The sequence below is a fragment of the Streptococcus merionis DSM 19192 genome (assembly GCF_000380085.1).
Taxonomy (GTDB): domain Bacteria; phylum Bacillota; class Bacilli; order Lactobacillales; family Streptococcaceae; genus Streptococcus; species Streptococcus merionis.
In genome coordinates this window covers 1-18235 of record NZ_KB904548.1, presented here as the reverse complement: position 1 = coordinate 18235, position 18235 = coordinate 1, and the positions used below count along the sequence as shown (strand labels likewise).

Genomic DNA, 18235 nt, shown 5'->3' with positions numbered 1-18235 from the left:
ATATGGACGTATACGAAATCAGTTTTGAACTCATCCTACATGCGGGTGATGCTAAGTCCAAATGTCTAATGGCCATAGAATCAGCTAGGGAGGAGGAATTCGAGGAGTCGGAGCAGTACATGGCGGAAGCTACTGAATCGATGAAGTTGGCTCATAAATGCCAAATGGATCTTATCCAAAGTGAAGCTAAAGGTGAAAAAGTTGAAATCACTGTGCTATTAGTCCATGCTCAAGACCATTTAGCCATGGCGCTATCGGCTTTGGATCATGCAAAAGAACTCATTGAAATGCACAAAAAATTCTTTGAGTTATCAAATCAGGTTAAACAATTAATAAAAAACTAAAAAAAGTGAGGTATTTATCATGAGAATCATGTTAGCATGTGCAGCAGGAATGTCAACCAGCATATTGGTTGCAAAGATGGAAGAAGCGGCTAAGGAACAAGGGAAAGACTATAAAATTTGGGCTATTGACCAGAGCTTGATTGAAGATAATCTTGGTAATTTTGATGTCTTACTTTTAGGTCCACAAGTCCAGCACACCCTTAAAAAAGTTAAAAACATTGTCGGAGATCGGGCTCCTGTTGCAGTTATTAAAGCATCAGACTATGGTCGTGGAAATGGCGCAGCGGTTTTAAAACATGCTGAGGAGTTAATTGGAGGTTGATAGCCATGGGCTTTTTTGATAAATATAGTGAGGTGGTCGGGGATATAGCTGTTGCAATAGATGATAATAAGTATCTGGCAGCTATAAAAAATACATTTACCATCTACATGCCATTCGTCATTGTAGGATCGTTTTCAACTCTCTTTAAGGTACTTTTATCCAGTACAACGACAGGTTTGGCTCAGTTTTCCGGCTTTGGATGGTTGGTGAGTTTAGAACCAGCTTTTAATGCCATGAACTACGCTACTATGAATATTATGTCCCTAGCTATCCCAGTTATTCTAGGAGCTATGCTAGCAAGACAAAACAAGGTCAATGAATTGTTCGCAGCTATAGTCGCTCTATCAAGTTATGTTGCTGTTGTTCCTCAGAGCATCAAGGCGACTGTAGATGGGGCAGAGGCAGTACTAGCAGCCTTGCCAGTAGCCTCTACAAATGCTTCAGGTTTATTTATCGGTATGGTGGTGGCAATTATATCGGTTGAGATTTTCTCTAAATTAAGTAAAATTGAAAAACTTCAAATTCAGATGCCACCGTCAGTTCCAGCTGGTATTACTAAGTCCTTTAACGTGATGCTCCCAATCTTTATTGTTATTGTGACATTTTCCTTGTTAGGAACAATTTTCTATAATTTGACAGGGACTTATATCAATGAGTTTATCTATAAGATTTTACAAGGACCTCTAGAAACTATTGCTCAAACTCCAGCGGGGATTATCATTCTTATCGTTATCAGTCAACTCTTCTGGCTTGTAGGGATCCATGGCGGTCTTATTATTACACCGATTCGTAACCCACTCTTAATCGCTGCGCTTGCTGCTAATATTGAGGCATTTACAGCTAGTAATGCTCCACAAAACCCAGTTACATTAGGTTTTTGGAATGTTTTTGTAGCGACTGGCGGAGCTGGTTATACTTTGTCACTCATCATTGCGCTCCTCTTCTTTTCTAAAAAAGACGATTCACGAGAAATTGCAAAAATTTCATTTGCACCAGGGATTTTTGGTATTAGTGAACCTATCGTATTTGGTCTTCCATTAGTACTGAATCCTATTTACGCTATTCCATTTGTTTTCGTATCAGCGATAAATTCAGGTGTAGCTTTACTGTTCTTCCAAATGGGCTTTTTGACGCCAAACACTATTGATATTCCATTTGGATTACCACTCTTCCTCAATGCCTTTATCGGTTATGGTTGGCAAGGCGCAGTGGTACAGGCACTCTTAATTGCACTTGGGGTTATTATGTATGCGCCGTTTGTTCTTTCTGCTAATCGTATGAAAGAGGAATGACCTAAATGTGAAACACTAGGGAGGATACAAACTTACTAGTGTTTTCACTATGATTTCGGAGGTTTACGATGACTAAAACATTATTTCCAGATAATTTTTTATGGGGTGGAGCTATCGCTGCCAACCAAGCAGAAGGTGCTTGGAATGTAGATGGCAAAGGTATGAGTGTTGCTGATGTTGCCAAATTCAAGCCAAATATTGATAAAAAGGATTACAAAGCGCAATGGCATGTCTCACAAGCGGATATTGATGAGGCTAAGACATCTGATGACGAGGTATATTATGCCAAGAGACACGGGATTGATTTCTATCATCGTTATAAGGAAGACTTAGCATTATTTGGCGAATTGGGATTTAAAACATTACGGATTTCGATAGCATGGACTCGTATTTTCCCAAATGGTGATGAAGAAAAACCAAATGAGAAGGGGATTGCATTCTATCATGATTTGTTTGATGAGATGTTAAAGAATGGAATTGAACCGCTTGTTACACTTTCTCATTACGAGATGCCATTGCACTTAGTTGAAGCATACGATGGTTGGGTTTCGAAAGATGTTGTGACCTTCTTTAACAGATATACAGATGTTGTGATCAAAGAGTATGCAAGTAAAGTAAAGTACTGGCTGACCTTTAACGAAATTGATAGCGTCTTTAGACATCCCTTCACTACCGTCGGGGTCTTAGAAGAAAAGTATTCAGATAAACTAGCTGCTGAAGAGGCCATTTATCAGGCAGTGCACAATCAGTTTGTCGCAAGTTCGATTGCAACTAGGCAGTTAAAAGAGACTAATCCTGATGCATTGATGGGAGCTATGCTGACCAAAACAACAACTTATCCTGAAACCTGTAATCCACTAGATATTGAAGCAGCTCAAAAAGCTAACCGTCAAAATTACTTTTATTCTGATGTCCAAATTCGTGGTAAATATCCTAAACATGTCTTGAATCACTGGAAGAAAAACAATTTCAAAATTGATGTAACAGAAGAAGAACTTGCTAATTTAGAGAAGTATACAGTTGATTTCTTGTCTTTCAGCTATTATATGTCTATGGTGGATTCGCATGAGAAGGCTAATAAAGAGATTGTCGGTGGTAATTTAAACCAAGGTGTGAGAAACCCTTATTTGGATATGACTGATTTTGGTTGGCAAATTGATCCTTTGGGCTTAAAAATCTCTATGATTGATATGTATGACCGGTACCAAATTCCATTGATGATTGTCGAAAATGGTATTGGGAATTTCGATACACTCACTGAGGATGGCAAGGTTCATGACTCTTACAGGATCGAATACTTTAAACAACATTTACAACAAGTTGGTTATGCAATTGATGATGGGGTCGAATGTTTAGGATATACCTCATGGGGGTGTATTGATTTAGTGAGTGCAGGAACCTCCCAGATGGATAAGCGCTATGGTTTTATCTATGTTGATTTAAATGATTACAACGAAGGAACACTTAAGCGCTACAAGAAAGACTCCTTTGACTGGTATCAAGAAGTCATTACAACTAATGGTGCAAGCCTATACGGAGAAGGAGATGAGTAAACGATGACTGTTAATAATCAATTTCCAGAAAATTTTCTATGGGGTGGTGCCATTGCAGCGAATCAGGCAGAGGGCGCATGGGATGTAGATGGTAAGAAACCAAATGTAACAGACGTTATGGTCGGAATTGGCACAGATAAAGATACGCCAAGTATCCTGTTTAATCCTGAGACAGGGCATTACGAAGAAAGCTACAAGGAAGATAAAATTTATCTTAGTCACGATGCGGTTGATTTTTATCACCGTTACGAAGAAGACCTAGACTTGATGAGGGAACTAGGATTAAAAGCTTTTCGAACAAGTATCTCTTGGAGTAGGATTTTTCCTAGGGGAGACGAAGAAGAGCCAAATGAATTAGGTCTTGCCTTCTATGACCGGTTATTTGATAAAATCATTGCAAATGGGATGGAGCCAATAGTAACTCTGAGCCACTATGAGACGCCTTTGGCTTTAGTTGCCGAATACGGTGGCTGGACTAACAGACAACTAATCTCTTTCTATGAGCGGTATGTCCGAACCGTATTAGAAAGATACAAGAGCAAGGTCAAGTATTGGATGACCTTTAATGAAATCAATAATACCTTCAAAATCCCGTTTGTAGCAGGTGGTATGGTTTCTATGAATCCTTCTGACCCGAGCTTACCAGTGGCTGATCTGACAGATAAGGATATCTTTCAAGCAAATCATCATCTTTTTGTTGCACATGCACTGTCAGTAAAGCTTTGTCATGAAATAGATCCTAGTGCGAAAATGGGTGCAATGTACAGTTTCTCGTCTTTAGCAACTTATCCGTACAACTGTGACCCTGAGAATGTTTTTGGGGCATTAGAGTTCACTCGCCAGTCCTATTACTATTCGGATGTAATGTGTCGAGGTTATTATCCGGGATACATCAAGAGAACTTGGTCTGAACAGGGAAGCGAACCAAAAATGGAAGCTGGGGACTTAGATTTAATTAAGGCCTATACTTCCGATTATATCGCATTTAGCTATTACAGGAGTGCTGTGTATGAAAAAGATATTCAGATGAAGATAGACACAGGTGGAGCTGCTGGTCTTGATAACCCTTACTTAGAGGGTAAGTCACCTGTTCCTTGGGAGTGGCCTATTGATCCTGTTGGATTTAGATATGTTTGTAACCAGTTGACTGATCGCTACAATTTACCGTTGATAATCGCAGAAAATGGAATCGGACTCGATGAGGCTCCTGATGAAAATGGTCAAATTGATGATCCAGAGAGAGTGAAGTATCTCAGAAATCACCTGATTCAATTAGGTGAGTCAATTAAGGATGGTTGTGATATTATAGGCTATCTCTGGTGGGGACCATTTGATATCGTTTCTGCAGGTACAGGTGAAATGCGTAAGAGATACGGTTTTGTGTACATTGACCGACATAATGACGGCAACGGCACCCTCAACCGCTCTAAGAAGAAATCCTTCGATTGGTACAAAGAAGTCATCGCCACAAACGGTGCTTCTGTAAAATAATACCTAAAATACGTTAGCTCCAGCTCACTTGGTTCTCCTTAGCCAAGTGAGTTTTTTGCTTGCAACGAACGAAGGAATTTTATAGGAAAATGAAAATGGACAGCAATCCTTTGACGTGAATTTTTCGAAATTGCTTGAGACCAATGTCAATTAGTGATAAAATAGAAAGACGACAACTGATAAGAAAAGGACGATATGCTTAAACAGAAAATCAATGCAAAGACAGCTACTGCTTACCTCATCGGAACAATTATCCTCTCTCTGGGGCTTTGCCTGAGCGCTAAAAGTAATTTGGGAGTTTCTCCTGTCACAAGTACCATTTTTGCTTTGGCAGCAGTAACTGGGCAAAGCTTTGCCGTAACCAATTTCTTTTACCTCTGTTTCTTGATTCTGGTACAATTTGCCCTTCTTAGGACAGAATTTCGTCACACTCAGTGGACACAGATTTTGGCTAGCTTTTTAGGAAGTTTCTTTATCGATATTTTTGATAATCACTTACCAATACCAGAAACTCTGACTTTGAGGGCTATTTTCTTAGCGACAGGTATTGTTCTGGTTGGCATTGGTGCTTCGATTACTGTTGGGATGCAGGTGATTCCAAACCCTGCTGATGCGCTAGCAAATGTTATTGGTAAGATTTCAGGCAAAGGCTTTGGTATTGGGAAAAATCTACTGGACGTTATCTCGATCCTCTTAGCGAGTATCTTAGGGTTACTATTTCAAGGGCAGCTTGTCGGTGTTGGTATCGGAACCTTTCTGGGTATGATTTTTACAGGGCGTATTATTGCCTTGTGTCATCCCTGGACTGAAAAACTCCACCAAAAACTGATTGGAGAATAGATTAAAAAAAGCCCGCGATCGCGAGCTTTTTGACTATTATTAAGCGTTGTCATCTTTATCAAGAGCTTCTTTGACAGCTTTAACTGCGCCAGTAGCAGCATCTTGAACATCTGCGACAACTTCTTTAGCTTTGGCAACCGTTTTTTCAACGACACCCTCAGCTTGGATTTCCTTATCGCCAGTAACTTTACCAACGATTTCTTTAGCAGAACCTTTCAATTGGTCCAATTTTGCATCAAATTTTTCAGACATAGCAAGCCTCCTTAATCAGCTTAAAATTATTTTCTTTCGAAAAAGAATGAAACAACAGCAATCACGATGATTGCGCCACAGATAGATGGTATTAGTGCCATACCAGCAAGGCTTGGGCCCCAGTGACCCAATAGAGATTGACCAATAGATGAGCCAACAAGTCCAGCAACAATATTAGCAATACAGCCCATTTTTTCGCCACGATTGGTGATGGCACCAGCCGCTGCACCAATCAAAGCACCAACGATAAGAGACCAAATCATAGGAAACCTCCTTCTTATCTTTGTACTCCCAGTATAACACAGTTTTATGAGACTGTCTATGAAAATGCCTGTTCACGGGATTTCAGGTAGGGTTATAAAAATTCCCTCAACTGTTGAAAAATAATCTCCTGAATTAAGAAATCTTACCTGTGTATACCGATTCTGAGTGTAGATGAACAAGCAAAAGCAGGTATTTTTGAAAAAGTTAAAAAAGTACACACAAATCCTTTGCCTTTTCTCAAAAAAACTGATACAATAATTGTTTGTGAGACTACCTCACTTACCCTCAGGAAACCTGTGGGTCATTAGTCCAAAAGGAGGAAATATCAATGGCTAAATACGAAATTCTTTATATTATTCGTCCAAACATTGAAGAAGAAGCGAAAAACGCTTTGGTCGCACGTTTCGACTCTATCTTGACTGACAATGGTGCTACTATTGTTGAGTCTAAGGCATGGGAAAAACGTCGCCTTGCATACGAAATCAATGATTTCCGCGAAGGTTTGTACCATATCGTAAACGTTGAAGCTACAGATGCTGTCGCTCTTAATGAGTTTGACCGTTTGTCTAAAATCAACGGCGATATTCTTCGTCACATGATCGTCAAACTTGACGCGTAAGCAGGTGTTCTATGATTAATAATGTAGTGCTTGTTGGTCGTATGACCCGTGATGCAGAGCTTCGCTATACCCCGTCTAACCAAGCTGTGGCGACTTTTACTTTGGCGGTTAACCGCAATTTTAAAAATCAAAACGGTGAACGTGAGGCGGATTTCATTAACGTGGTTATTTGGCGCCAGCAGGCTGAAAACTTGGCTAACTGGGCTAAAAAAGGTGCCTTGATTGGGATTACAGGTCGCATTCAGACTCGTAATTATGAAAATCAACAAGGTCAACGCGTTTATGTGACAGAAGTTGTTGCTGATAATTTCCAACTCTTGGAAAGTCGCACTGCGCGTGAAGGTCAATCAGGTGGTTACCAGTCCAATGCCAATTTTGGCGGCGGTTTCCAATCAGCTCCTTCACAATCAAACGCAACACCTAACTTTGGTCGTGATGAAAGCCCATTTGGCACAACCAATCCAATGGACATTTCAGACGACGATCTGCCTTTCTAATCAAGTATTAGAAAGCTCTGGTTCGAATCGAGAACTCATCTGAGTTCACACATCATATAAAGGAGAAACTCACATGGCTCAACAACGTCGTGGCGGATTCAAACGCCGTAAAAAAGTTGATTATATCGCAGCTAACAAAATTGAATACGTTGATTACAAAGATACTGAATTGCTCAGCCGTTTCGTATCTGAGCGTGGTAAAATCTTGCCACGTCGCGTAACTGGTACTTCAGCGAAGAACCAACGCAAGGTAACAACAGCGATTAAGCGTGCGCGTGTTATGGCTCTTATGCCTTACGTAAACGAAGACTAATATCAGATCCCTTTTCCAAGTCTGGAGGAGGGATTTTTGCTTGAAAAATAGAGAGATTTTGCGATAATAAAACCATGTTCAAAAACATTACCAATTTACAAATTATCAAAATTGTAGCCGCTACTGGCTTGTCTATCGGTTTGGCTCAGTTACTCGGTCTTGAAAATGTGACATCTGCTGGAATTATTGCCATGCTTAGTGTTTTAGAGACGCGAAAGTCGTCTTTGACAGTCGGCTGGCAGCGTCTGGTTTCGACCGTCCTTGCTTTAGCTCTTGCTACTATCAGTTTTTCTGTACTGGGCTTTAATCTTCCTGCCTTTCTCCTCTATCTGATAGTTTTTGTCTTTATTGCCTATCGTTTCGACATGAGGGCAGCTATTGCCCCTTGCTCAGTCCTTGTCGCTCACCTCTGGCTGAGCCAGAACTTGTCCCTTGCTTTTTTGTGGAATGAATTCCTTCTCATGCTAATTGGTGCAGGGATTGCTATTTTCCTCCACATCTATATGCCCTCTCAGCAGTCGCAGATAGAGGACGCGCGGGTTATGATTGAAGAGCACTTGCGAATGATTTTATCATCTATGGCGCAGGCTATTTATGCTTTAGATGAAAAATCACAGAGCAGGGAGCTTGTGGCTTTAGAAAAGGACATTAAAGCTGCTAAAGCCTTGGTCTATCAGGAGCAGGAAAATCAGCTTTTTCGGCAGATTGATTATGACTTGCACTATCTGGATATGCGTCAGGATCAGGTTCGACTTCTGATGACTATGGACAATAATTTGGCCGCTTGTCGTTTAGAGCTGACAGAAGCCAAGCTCTTGGCAAGTCTCTTTGAATTGACCGCTGCTCAGCTCAGTGAGCATAATCCAGCAACCTATCTCTTAGAAGACATCAAAACTATGCTGGCGCATTTTCGAGAGCGCGATCTGCCCAAAACACGGGAAGAGTTTGAAACCAGAGCCATTCTCTTTCAGCTTTTGACCGATTTGACCCGCTTTATCCAGCTTAAAATTGACTTTTACAGGGATTATTCAATGGCAAATGAATAGAATAGTATCAGAATTTCCTATAATAGGATTGGCTAATTTTTTGAGAATGGAGTAGACTATCTATAGGATGATATTTTCCGTCCTTATGTTATTAACTATAGAAGGTGTTACACCATGTTTCAAATTTTATTAGTGATGATATACTTAGCCTTTATCAGCTTAGGTCTACCTGACGGGCTTCTCGGCGCAGCTTGGCCTGCCATGCGGGTTCAAATGAACTCGCCCATGTCTTATATGGGAATCATTTCCATGATTATCTCTGTCGGCACTATTGTGTCTAGTCTTCAAAGCCATCGGCTCATGCCACCTCTCTTTGGTCTTTTGGGCAATGGTATCGGACTTTTCCTATTTCCTATCTATCTTGTGCTTATCCTGATTGGCATGGTGGTTCTTCATGAACGTTTGATGAAAGTTCATGTTGAAATGGAGTAAGAAAATCAAAAAAATCTTCTATCTCTCAAAAGGAGATGGAAGATTTTTTCATTAACTTTTGCTAGTGATAGCACTTTTGACGTTGTAGCGTTTTTTGAGGAGGTAGCGAGCAGCAAAGCCAGCTGCACCGATTAAAAGGTTGAGCCAGTTCGGCACGATAGGGTTCACAACTGCTGGTAAGAGCGTGCTGAGACTGAAAATAAAGAAGAGGCCAAACATGACAAGAGCTAGGGTTAGCCAAGTTTTGAGACCATGAGGGCGTTCGCTTTTTGGCTTTCCGAGGTGACGGTAGATGTAGAAATACATGGCGTACATCATTTCACCGGTAGCTGCACTGAGAAGAATTAAGCTAGTAAAGCCATAAGCTTGGTTACGGGTTTCAGAAAAACCAAGAATTCCCATCATAAGTCCCATGATCCCAAGGATAAACAGACTTGCGTCCAGCCACATGAGCCAAGGATTATCATTTTCAGGAGGATTAGCAGCTTCATACTCGGCTTTTGCAGTCAAGCTGTCTGCCCAGACGGTGGGCGCGCCAAAGAGCTGTCGGGCTGTTAGGCCTTTTTTTTGATTTTCAAGAATAGTAGGCAAGACACTTTCTAAGGCTTCCTTGACCTCTGAATCAGATTTGCCATTTTTTAAGAGCTGATTGGTCGCGATGTGGATGTATTCTTGGTTTTTTTTGGTTAATTGTGACAGGTCAGTATGTTCCATCATTCAGGAATGTCCTCGTTTCTAGTAAAAATAAAGGGTTAGAACCATTTTTTGCGAATAAAATAAATCACCAAAAGGCCGCTAATGGAAAAGGCCATCAGGATAATAATCCAGAACGCATGAGGGATGTCATTGAGTGGCAAAGCATCTATTTCAACGAAGTTCATGCCGTAAGCAGAGAAGATCATGGTTGGAATGGAGAGTACCATAGTAGCCAGAGCCAAGGTTTTCATGATGGTGTTCTGGTTATTGCCGATGATAGAGCCAAAGGTGTCGGTCATTCCTTTTAAGATATTGCCGTAGATATCTGCCATTTCAATGGCCTGTTGAGTCTCGACAAGAGTGTCTTCTAGAAGGTCCTCATCTTCTTCATATTTTTTGAGAAGAATGGAGGAAGCCGTCAGCTTTTTCACGATTCGTTCATTGGTCTTTAGAGAGGCCTTAAAGTAGATGATGGTCTTTTCAAGTTCCATGAGCTCAATCAGCTCTTCATTACGGGTTGATTCGTGCATTTGGCTTTCGATTTCTTCGCTTTGGCGATCAATTTGCCGCAGAGCTGATAGGTAGATAGCTGCATTGCGATAGAGAATCTGAAAGACAAAGCGGGATTTCATAAAGGTATAGAAATTGCGAATTCGACGATTGATGAAAAAATCCAAAAGAGGCAGCTGCTCCAAACAAGTCGTGATAAAGGCTTCCTCTGTAATGATGATACCAAGAGGGATCGTGACATAGTAGATTTTCCCGTTACGCTCCTCGGAAATCGGGACATCAACGATAATCAGCTTATAATCATCTTCGACGGAAATACGGGACATTTCTTCCGCATCAAGCGGCGCCCGCAGGTCAGCAATATCAATATTAAAGCGGCTAGCGATTTCCATGGTTTCACTCTGGGAGGGATTGACCAGGTTAATCCAAGCGCCAGGCGCAAAAGTGTCAATTTCTTGAAAATCTGTTCCAGATGACAGAAAAATCTGTTTCATCAGTGTCCTCCTTCGTAGTGATCCATGTTTTGATACACGCTCTTTATTATACACTAAATTGAAGCATTTACAAAGAAAAATTTTGGAAGGGCAGGAACTAAGTTAATCGAAAAGGTTTGTCATCAAGCTCAGACAGAAAACACCTGAAAAATCTTTTTTCTCCAAGAAGAGGACGGGCAATTTTTCAGAAATCGCGACACTTTCGTAGAATATCTCTGAAAGTAGAAACGTGTATTTACAGTTCAACACGGTCATTCAAGGTAACTTGCATAGTTTTTTGCTTTTATAAAAATTTTAAGAGCTGATTTCAAGGCGATGGAAAGGCTTTCTAAAGGTTCTGACGAGGCAAGTGCGTTTGACAAATCTAACCACATTATTATAAAATAGAGTGGTCAGTTTAAAGTGAGAAACCTATCTCTCAAAATCAAATCTGAGATCAAGTAGAAAGCGAGGCTCTGAATGGAGAAACTTGAAATCAAACAGTTAACAAAAATTTTTGGAAAGCGTCAAAAACAGGCCCTGAAAATGGTCAAAGAAGGCGCCAGTAAGACGGATATCCTGAAAAAAACGGGTGCGACAGTCGGGGTATATGACGCTAATTTTTCAGTCAAAGAGGGCGAAATATTTGTCATCATGGGCTTATCAGGAAGTGGCAAGTCCACTCTGATCCGTTTGTTGAACCGCTTGATTGAACCATCATCTGGGGATATCTACATCAACGGACAAGATATTGCTAAGATGAATAAGGAAGAACTTCGTGAAGTGAGGCGCCATTCGATTAACATGGTTTTCCAGAATTTTGCCCTTCTGCCTCACAAGACGATTCTGGAAAATACAGAGTTTGGTCTGGAATTGCGGGGTGTTCCCAAAGAAGAGCGCCAAAAGTTGGCTGAAAAAGCCTTGGAAAACTCGGATTTGCTAGCTTTTAAAGACCAGTATCCCAGTCAGCTATCGGGTGGGATGCAGCAGCGGGTTGGCTTAGCGAGAGCTTTGGCCAACGACCCAGAAATCTTGCTGATGGACGAAGCCTTTTCGGCCTTAGATCCCTTGATTCGTAAAGAAATGCAGGATGAACTTTTGGACCTTCAAGAGCGAGTACAAAAGACGATCATCTTTATCACTCATGACCTGAACGAGGCCTTGCGGATCGGTGATCGAATCGCTCTTATGAAAGACGGGAAAATCATTCAGATTGGTACAGGTGAGGAGATCCTGACCAATCCAGCCAATGATTTTGTCCGGGAATTTGTTGAGGATGTGGACCGTTCAAAAGTCTTGACAGCTCAAAACATTATGATCAAACCTTTAACGACTAATCTGGATATTGATGGACCTAAAGTAGCGCTTAATCGGATGCGAAATGAATCTGTCAGTATGCTGATGGCTGTTAACCGCAAACGCCAGCTTCAAGGAGTTGTCACTGCTGATCAAGCGCTTGAAGCAGCACGCCATCACCGAACGCTTACTGAGGTTGTAACGAAAGACGTGATCACAATAGCTAAGGATACTTTAGTCACTGACATCTTGCCCCTCATCCACGACTCTTCAAGTCCGATCGCTGTGGTTGATGACAATGACCGTCTAGCAGGTGTCATTATCCGAGGGCGCGTGCTTGAAGCTTTGGCGAAAGATACTGACTAGAATAATCGAATATGCCCTAAAAAGCTAAATTTGGCCTCATCTGACTTGGGGCGCAGGCGTTTCTGGGTTTTCTTCGCTTTTCTTAGCGGGTTTTGTATCTTAAATATAATATAAGGAGGAAAATGTGTTCTTAACAATATTTAATAACCCATTGCCAGTCGCAGAGCTGGTTGACAAAACGACCGAATGGTTAACCAAAACATTCTCTGGACTTTTTGGTCTGGTGCAGGATTTAGGAAATGCTGTCATGAACGTCATGACAGACACGCTTCTCTTTTTCCCACCAATTTTTGTGATTGTTCTCTTGACAGGTCTGGCCTATCTTTTATCGCGAAAAAAAACGCCTAAGGCCTTTGGCTTAGCTCTATTTACTTTTATCGGCCTACTCTTTATTGATAATCAGGAGCTGTGGGTAGATTTGATGAATACGCTGAGTCTTGTGGTCGTCGCTAGTATTCTGTCAGTGATTATCGGGATTCCTTTAGGCATTTGGATGGCTAAGAGCAATCGTGTGCAGCAAATTGTCAATCCCATTTTGGACTTTATGCAGACCATGCCGGCCTTTGTTTACCTGATTCCAGCGGTTGCTTTCTTTGGTATTGGAATGGTACCTGGCGTTTTTGCCTCTATCATCTTTGCTCTGCCTCCGACGGTACGCTTTACCAATTTAGGGATTCGTGAAGTGCCACGAGACTTGGTTGAAGCATCGGAGTCCTTTGGTAGCACAGGGCAGCAAAAGCTTTTTAAAGTCGAGTTGCCTTTAGCTAAAGATACGATTGTAGCTGGTGTCAGCCAGACTATTATGCTGGCCCTTTCTATGGTGGTGACAGGTTCCATGATCGGTGCGCCTGGTCTTGGACGCGGTGTTTTATCAGCCCTGCAAAAGGCTGATATCGGTAGTGGATTTGTGAATGGTCTTAGCTTGGTTATTCTTGCCATCATTATCGATCGTATGATGCAGTTGGTCAACGTCAAATCCCAAAACCCCTTGCCGCCCCTTTTGAAGAAAGCTTTGTCAGGACTAGCCTTAGTCTTACTCTTGCTCCCTAGTTTTGCCTCTTTTTTTGGCAATAGTAAAGCAGCAAAGAAGGATACCATCAATCTAGCTTATGTCCAGTGGGATTCTGAAATTGCCTCAACCAATGTCCTAGCAGAAGTTTTGCGTCAGGAAGGGTTTGAGGTTGAGATGACGCCATTAGATAATGCGGTTGTCTGGAAATCACTGGCTGATGGCAGTATGGATACCTCTATGAGTGCTTGGTTGCCTGTCACACATGGCGATTTATTTGCCGAATACAAAGGGAAATTGGAAGATTTAGGCCCTAACTTAGAAGGAGTGGCACTAGGTCTCGCTGTGCCAACCTATATGGCGGTGGATAGTATTGAGGATTTGACCTCACAAGCTGATAGTGCCATCACAGGGATTGAGCCAGGAGCAGGGATTATGGCAAGTACGGATAATGCCTTATCGGCCTATGCCAACCTATCTAGTTGGACCTTAGAGCCTGCATCCACAGGTGCAATGGTTACTGCGCTTGATAAGGCTATCAAAGGTCAAGAAGATATTGTCATCACAGCCTGGTCACCACACTGGATGTTTGCCAAATACGACCTGAAATACTTAGAGGATCCCCAGAAAGTTTTTGGTGACGGAGAAAATATTCACACCCTTACCCGTCAAGGATTGGCAGAAGACAAGCCAGAGGCCTTCCAAATCATAGACCAATTTTATTGGACTAAAGAAGATATGGAGGCAGTCATGCTAGACATTGCTGATGGTATGTCTGAAGAAGAAGCCGCTCGAAAATGGATTAAAGCCAATCCGAATAAGGTTGCTGAATGGACTAAGTCGTAGGAAATCTAGAAAATCTCGTGTCATATGATACGAGGTTTTTATGTCACTACGGATCAAAAACGTATAGGTTTCTGGTTGATTTCCTTTGTTATTTTAGAATATTTTACCCATTTCGTAAAAAATTAGGAGAAGATGTTCCCGTGCGTTTGGCGCGACAAGCGTAGCAATTCCCTGAGATAGGTAGCAAAATATGGTATAATAGGAAGACATTAGGAAGAGGATATTATGCAGGATAAGATTGTGATTCATGGCGCTCGCGCCCATAATTTGAAGAATATTGATGTGGAAATTCCGCGCGACAAGCTGGTCGTGGTGACGGGATTGTCAGGTTCTGGGAAGTCTAGTCTAGCTTTTGATACGCTCTATGCTGAGGGACAACGCCGCTATGTAGAGAGCCTTTCGGCCTATGCGCGTCAATTTTTGGGCAATATGGATAAGCCAGATGTAGATAGTATTGATGGACTCTCACCGGCTATTTCTATTGACCAAAAGACAACCTCTAAAAATCCGCGTTCCACAGTAGGAACGGCGACTGAGATTAACGATTACCTCCGCCTCCTCTATGCTCGCATTGGGGTTCCCTACTGTATCAATGGGCACGGGGCTATCTCAGCAACCTCGGTTGAGCAGATTGTGGATCAGATTTTGGAATTACCAGAGCGTCAGCGCCTGCAGATTCTTGCCCCGGTTGTCCGCAAGAAGAAAGGCCAGCACAAGAACATGCTGGACAAAATCCAAAAGGATGGCTATGTGAGGGTGCGGATTGACGGTGAGTTGCACGATGTGGCAGAAGTGCCAGAGCTCAATAAAAACTTAGCCCACAACATTGAAGTGGTCATTGATCGTATCGTGATCAAGGATGGCATTCGTAGCCGTCTTTTTGACTCAGTCGAGGCAGCCTTACGCATTGCAGATGGCTATGTTATCATTGATACCATGGATGAGAAAGAACTTCTCTTTTCAGAGCACTATGCTTGTCCAGTTTGTGGCTTTACCGTGCCTGAATTGGAACCTCGCCTTTTTTCTTTCAATGCCCCTTTTGGCTCCTGCAGTGATTGTGACGGTCTTGGGAGCAAACTCGAGGTCGATGTCGACTTGGTTGTGCCAGATCAGAGCAAGACCCTACGCGAGGGGGCTTTAGTTCCTTGGAATCCTATTTCGTCTAACTATTACCCGCAAATGCTAGAGCAGGCTATGTTGGCTTTCGGCATTGATATGGACACGGCTTTTAAAGATTTGGACAAGGCGAGTCAGGACCTTATTCTGAATGGCTCTAATGGCGAGATTTTCCACTTTCATTATGAAAATGAATTTGGTGGCGTGAGGGATATTGATGTTCCCTTTGAGGGTATTTTGACGAATATCATGCGACGTTACCGTGAGACTAACAGTGATTTTACCAGAGGACAGATGCGACTTTATATGAATGAGTTGACCTGTGCTACCTGTCAGGGCTACCGCCTCAATGACCAAGCGCTCTGTGTTAAGATTGGAGGGCAAGACGGTCTTCATATCGGAGCCTTGTCAGACCTATCGATCGCGGACCATCTGAGTCTAGTCAAAGACCTGAACTTATCTGCCAACGAGGAGACCATTGCACGGCCTATCCTCAAGGAAATTACAGATCGCTTGACTTTCCTCAATAACGTTGGCCTTAACTACCTGACCTTGTCACGAGCTGCGGGTACACTCTCTGGTGGGGAAAGCCAACGGATTCGTTTAGCGACTCAGATTGGCTCCAACCTTTCAGGTGTCCTCTATATCTTGGATGAGCCATCTATTGGTCTTCATCAGCGGGATAATGACCGTCTCATTAACTCTCTGAAAAAGATGCGCGACCTAGGAAATACTCTCATTGTGGTGGAACACGATGAGGATACCATGATGGCAGCTGATTATCTGATTGATATCGGACCAGGTGCTGGGAAGTTCGGCGGGGAAATTGTGGCCGCAGGCACACCAAAACAAGTCGCTAAGAAAAAAAATTCTATTACTGGCCAGTATCTATCTGGTAAACGCCAGATTGCAGTGCCATTAGAACGCCGTTCAGGTAATGGCCGTTTTCTCCGTGTGACGGGTGCAACCGAGCATAATTTGCAGAATGTCACAGCGACTTTCCCACTTGGAAAATTTATCGCCGTGACAGGGGTATCTGGCTCAGGAAAGTCAACCCTAGTCAACAGTATCCTTAAAAAAGGCATTGCTCAGAAACTCAATCGCAATTCTGCCAAACCTGGTAAACATAAGACCATTGAAGGAATTGAACATATTGATCGTTTGATTGATATTGACCAGAGTCCGATTGGACGAACACCGCGGTCAAATCCGGCTACCTATACTGGTGTTTTTGATGATATTCGTGACCTCTTTGCGCAGACCAATGAGGCCAAGGTCCGTGGTTACAAGAAAGGTCGGTTCTCCTTTAACGTTAAAGGTGGCCGTTGCGAGGCCTGTTCAGGTGATGGCATCATCAAGATTGAGATGCATTTCTTGCCAGATGTCTTTGTCCCTTGCGAGGTCTGCCACGGTCGCCGTTACAATAGTGAGACCTTGGAAGTTCATTATAAAGAAAAAAATATCTCAGAAGTTCTGGATATGACTGTTAACGATGCTGTTGAGTTCTTCCGGCATATTCCCAAGATTGCTCGAAAACTTCAGACGATTCAAGATGTTGGGCTGGGCTATGTCAGTCTCGGTCAGCCAGCGACAACCCTCTCAGGGGGAGAGGCTCAGCGGATGAAACTGGCCAGCGAGCTTCACAAGCGCTCAACGGGCAAGTCTTTCTATATCCTAGATGAGCCGACAACTGGGCTTCACACTGAGGACATCTCTCGCCTCCTCAAGGTGCTAGAGCGCTTTGTTGATGATGGCAATACGGTTCTTGTTATTGAACATAATCTGGATGTCATCAAGACAGCTGATCATATCATTGACTTAGGTCCTGAAGGCGGTGTCGGAGGTGGTCAGATCATTGCCACCGGTACACCAGAAGAGGTAGCTGCTAATCCAGCCAGCCATACAGGCCATTATTTGAAAGCGAAGCTGTAATACATTTTAAAAATAGCGACAAAGGATCCATTCAGCGAGTGGATCTTTTGTTATATGGTTTTATACTCTTCAAAAATCAAAGTCAAACGTCGTCATCGTCCCCTTTCTGTACACCAATACAGCCTTCGGCTAGTTTTCTCGTTTGCTTTAACTCCACCTCATTTCGTTAGGTCAGGTATGGGACAAATAAACCACCTGTTATGTAGTGTGCATCGGTTTGAATCAATATGTTAATTAGGTAAAATGACTTGATTTTGACCATTCATGAGTGAAAAACGACCATTTGTGAAATTTTGATCTAAATTTTTAAGAAGATGATAATATAAAATCATCACCTGTGGAAATACTTTGACATTCTAAGGATTATCTACTATAATATCAATCGGAAAGTCCAAAATATTTCATCTCAGAGTAAAATGTGAAAGGAGAAATGAAATGTGGCTCTATACTATCTGTAGTGGGTAACTCCACTTTGGATAGTATAGGGCTTTTTGAGTACACAAAAAGTCCCATAAGACTTATAATGAAAAGCGCTAACCAACTCATTAGAAAGCATCTTATGGAACACATCAATCATACCACACAACTCATCGGAATGAAAGATAAAAATATCAAACTAAACGAAATCATGAAATATGATACCCATATCCTTATCAGAGCTACACTAGATTATATACCTCCTCTATGCAAGCATTGTAGCGGAAACATGATCAAATATGACTTTCA

At 42.1% G+C, this 18235-nt stretch carries 18 protein-coding genes and 1 pseudogene; 15 read left to right on the top strand and 4 right to left on the bottom strand.

Annotated features, from left to right (window positions below):
- Positions 1-2: 2 nt before the first annotated feature.
- The 6 genes from A3I5_RS0105865 to A3I5_RS11695 all read left to right on the top strand — a co-directional run bounded on the left by A3I5_RS0105865 (position 3) and on the right by A3I5_RS11695 (position 5842).
- On the top strand, positions 3-344 hold the full coding sequence (locus tag A3I5_RS0105865) for a PTS lactose/cellobiose transporter subunit IIA (protein WP_018373692.1): 342 nt from the start codon (positions 3-5) through the stop codon (positions 342-344).
- Positions 345-363: 19 nt separating this feature from the next.
- Positions 364-666 (top strand): PTS sugar transporter subunit IIB, encoded by a 303-nt coding sequence (locus A3I5_RS0105860; protein WP_026216955.1) that lies wholly within the window; start codon positions 364-366, stop codon positions 664-666.
- A 5-nt stretch (positions 667-671) separates the two neighbouring features.
- The gene (locus tag A3I5_RS0105855; protein ID WP_018373690.1) at positions 672-1958 is read left to right on the top strand and encodes a PTS sugar transporter subunit IIC; all 1287 of its coding nucleotides are present in this window, start codon (positions 672-674) and stop codon (positions 1956-1958) included.
- 68 nt (positions 1959-2026) lie between these two features.
- The gene (locus tag A3I5_RS0105850; protein ID WP_018373689.1) at positions 2027-3511 is read left to right on the top strand and encodes a glycoside hydrolase family 1 protein; all 1485 of its coding nucleotides are present in this window, start codon (positions 2027-2029) and stop codon (positions 3509-3511) included.
- Positions 3512-3514: 3 nt separating this feature from the next.
- A complete protein-coding gene (locus A3I5_RS0105845; protein ID WP_018373688.1) occupies positions 3515-5002 on the top strand; it encodes a glycoside hydrolase family 1 protein in 1488 nt (495 codons plus the stop codon).
- A gap of 195 nt (positions 5003-5197) precedes the next feature.
- Positions 5198-5842, top strand: a complete 645-nt coding sequence (locus A3I5_RS11695) for a YczE/YyaS/YitT family protein (protein WP_018373687.1) — start codon at positions 5198-5200, stop codon at positions 5840-5842.
- Between the two features lie 39 nt (positions 5843-5881).
- Here A3I5_RS11695 and A3I5_RS0105835 read toward each other — a convergent pair whose 3' ends face one another.
- Together A3I5_RS0105835 and A3I5_RS0105830 are read right to left on the bottom strand one after the other, a co-directional pair.
- Positions 5882-6094 (bottom strand): CsbD family protein, encoded by a 213-nt coding sequence (locus A3I5_RS0105835; RefSeq protein ID WP_018373686.1) that lies wholly within the window; start codon positions 6092-6094, stop codon positions 5882-5884.
- A 26-nt stretch (positions 6095-6120) separates the two neighbouring features.
- Positions 6121-6357: a GlsB/YeaQ/YmgE family stress response membrane protein gene (locus A3I5_RS0105830; protein WP_018373685.1), complete on the bottom strand. Its 237-nt coding sequence runs from the start codon at positions 6355-6357 to the stop codon at positions 6121-6123.
- Between the two features lie 329 nt (positions 6358-6686).
- On the opposite strand from A3I5_RS0105830, the gene rpsF reads away from it, so the two are divergent.
- The 5 genes from rpsF to A3I5_RS12910 all read left to right on the top strand — a co-directional run bounded on the left by rpsF (position 6687) and on the right by A3I5_RS12910 (position 9265).
- Positions 6687-6977, top strand: a complete 291-nt coding sequence (gene rpsF / locus A3I5_RS0105825) for a 30S ribosomal protein S6 (RefSeq protein ID WP_018373684.1) — start codon at positions 6687-6689, stop codon at positions 6975-6977.
- 11 nt (positions 6978-6988) lie between these two features.
- Positions 6989-7474 carry a single-stranded DNA-binding protein gene (locus A3I5_RS0105820; protein WP_018373683.1) on the top strand — a complete coding sequence of 162 codons (486 nt, stop codon included), beginning with the start codon at positions 6989-6991 and terminating at the stop codon, positions 7472-7474.
- A 73-nt stretch (positions 7475-7547) separates the two neighbouring features.
- Positions 7548-7787: a 30S ribosomal protein S18 gene (gene rpsR, locus A3I5_RS0105815; protein WP_000068665.1), complete on the top strand. Its 240-nt coding sequence runs from the start codon at positions 7548-7550 to the stop codon at positions 7785-7787.
- Positions 7788-7861: 74 nt separating this feature from the next.
- The gene (locus A3I5_RS0105810) at positions 7862-8833 is read left to right on the top strand and encodes an aromatic acid exporter family protein (RefSeq protein WP_018373682.1); all 972 of its coding nucleotides are present in this window, start codon (positions 7862-7864) and stop codon (positions 8831-8833) included.
- Positions 8834-8947: 114 nt separating this feature from the next.
- Positions 8948-9265: a hypothetical protein gene (locus A3I5_RS12910; protein WP_018373681.1), complete on the top strand. Its 318-nt coding sequence runs from the start codon at positions 8948-8950 to the stop codon at positions 9263-9265.
- Positions 9266-9316: 51 nt separating this feature from the next.
- Here A3I5_RS12910 and A3I5_RS0105800 read toward each other — a convergent pair whose 3' ends face one another.
- A complete protein-coding gene (locus tag A3I5_RS0105800) occupies positions 9317-9982 on the bottom strand; it encodes a DUF1129 domain-containing protein (RefSeq protein ID WP_018373680.1) in 666 nt (221 codons plus the stop codon).
- Between the two features lie 35 nt (positions 9983-10017).
- Positions 10018-10965: a magnesium transporter CorA family protein gene (locus A3I5_RS0105795; RefSeq protein ID WP_018373679.1), complete on the bottom strand. Its 948-nt coding sequence runs from the start codon at positions 10963-10965 to the stop codon at positions 10018-10020.
- 459 nt (positions 10966-11424) lie between these two features.
- Here A3I5_RS0105795 and A3I5_RS0105790 point away from each other — a divergent pair, with 459 nt between their 5' ends.
- The 4 genes and pseudogenes from A3I5_RS0105790 to A3I5_RS12800 form a co-directional block, all read left to right on the top strand.
- Positions 11425-12606: a quaternary amine ABC transporter ATP-binding protein gene (locus A3I5_RS0105790; RefSeq protein ID WP_018373678.1), complete on the top strand. Its 1182-nt coding sequence runs from the start codon at positions 11425-11427 to the stop codon at positions 12604-12606.
- A gap of 124 nt (positions 12607-12730) precedes the next feature.
- Positions 12731-14461: an ABC transporter permease/substrate binding protein gene (locus A3I5_RS0105785; protein WP_018373677.1), complete on the top strand. Its 1731-nt coding sequence runs from the start codon at positions 12731-12733 to the stop codon at positions 14459-14461.
- Positions 14462-14686: 225 nt separating this feature from the next.
- Positions 14687-17509, top strand: coding sequence for an excinuclease ABC subunit UvrA (gene uvrA / locus A3I5_RS0105780; protein ID WP_018373676.1), 2823 nt, complete (start codon positions 14687-14689; stop codon positions 17507-17509).
- Positions 17510-18068: 559 nt separating this feature from the next.
- Positions 18069-18235 (top strand): annotated as a pseudogene (locus A3I5_RS12800) (ISL3 family transposase); the annotation flags it as partial.

What these genes read in the sequence shown, in the direction of transcription:
- A3I5_RS0105800 (WP_018373680.1), bottom strand. Translation starts at nt 9,982, where the DNA reads ATGATGGAACATACTGACCTGTCACAATTAACCAAAAAAAACCAAGAA.
- A3I5_RS11695 (WP_018373687.1), top strand. Translation starts at nt 5,198, where the DNA reads ATGCTTAAACAGAAAATCAATGCAAAGACAGCTACTGCTTACCTCATC.
- A3I5_RS0105850 (WP_018373689.1), top strand. Translation starts at nt 2,027, where the DNA reads ATGACTAAAACATTATTTCCAGATAATTTTTTATGGGGTGGAGCTATC.
- A3I5_RS0105790 (WP_018373678.1), top strand. Translation starts at nt 11,425, where the DNA reads ATGGAGAAACTTGAAATCAAACAGTTAACAAAAATTTTTGGAAAGCGT.
- A3I5_RS0105810 (WP_018373682.1), top strand. Translation starts at nt 7,862, where the DNA reads ATGTTCAAAAACATTACCAATTTACAAATTATCAAAATTGTAGCCGCT.
- A3I5_RS0105795 (WP_018373679.1), bottom strand. Translation starts at nt 10,965, where the DNA reads ATGAAACAGATTTTTCTGTCATCTGGAACAGATTTTCAAGAAATTGAC.
- A3I5_RS0105845 (WP_018373688.1), top strand. Translation starts at nt 3,515, where the DNA reads ATGACTGTTAATAATCAATTTCCAGAAAATTTTCTATGGGGTGGTGCC.
- A3I5_RS0105830 (WP_018373685.1), bottom strand. Translation starts at nt 6,357, where the DNA reads ATGATTTGGTCTCTTATCGTTGGTGCTTTGATTGGTGCAGCGGCTGGT.
- A3I5_RS0105855 (WP_018373690.1), top strand. Translation starts at nt 672, where the DNA reads ATGGGCTTTTTTGATAAATATAGTGAGGTGGTCGGGGATATAGCTGTT.
- A3I5_RS0105835 (WP_018373686.1), bottom strand. Translation starts at nt 6,094, where the DNA reads ATGTCTGAAAAATTTGATGCAAAATTGGACCAATTGAAAGGTTCTGCT.
- A3I5_RS12910 (WP_018373681.1), top strand. Translation starts at nt 8,948, where the DNA reads ATGTTTCAAATTTTATTAGTGATGATATACTTAGCCTTTATCAGCTTA.
- rpsF (WP_018373684.1), top strand. Translation starts at nt 6,687, where the DNA reads ATGGCTAAATACGAAATTCTTTATATTATTCGTCCAAACATTGAAGAA.
- A3I5_RS0105860 (WP_026216955.1), top strand. Translation starts at nt 364, where the DNA reads ATGAGAATCATGTTAGCATGTGCAGCAGGAATGTCAACCAGCATATTG.
- rpsR (WP_000068665.1), top strand. Translation starts at nt 7,548, where the DNA reads ATGGCTCAACAACGTCGTGGCGGATTCAAACGCCGTAAAAAAGTTGAT.
- uvrA (WP_018373676.1), top strand. Translation starts at nt 14,687, where the DNA reads ATGCAGGATAAGATTGTGATTCATGGCGCTCGCGCCCATAATTTGAAG.
- A3I5_RS0105865 (WP_018373692.1), top strand. Translation starts at nt 3, where the DNA reads ATGGACGTATACGAAATCAGTTTTGAACTCATCCTACATGCGGGTGAT.
- A3I5_RS0105820 (WP_018373683.1), top strand. Translation starts at nt 6,989, where the DNA reads ATGATTAATAATGTAGTGCTTGTTGGTCGTATGACCCGTGATGCAGAG.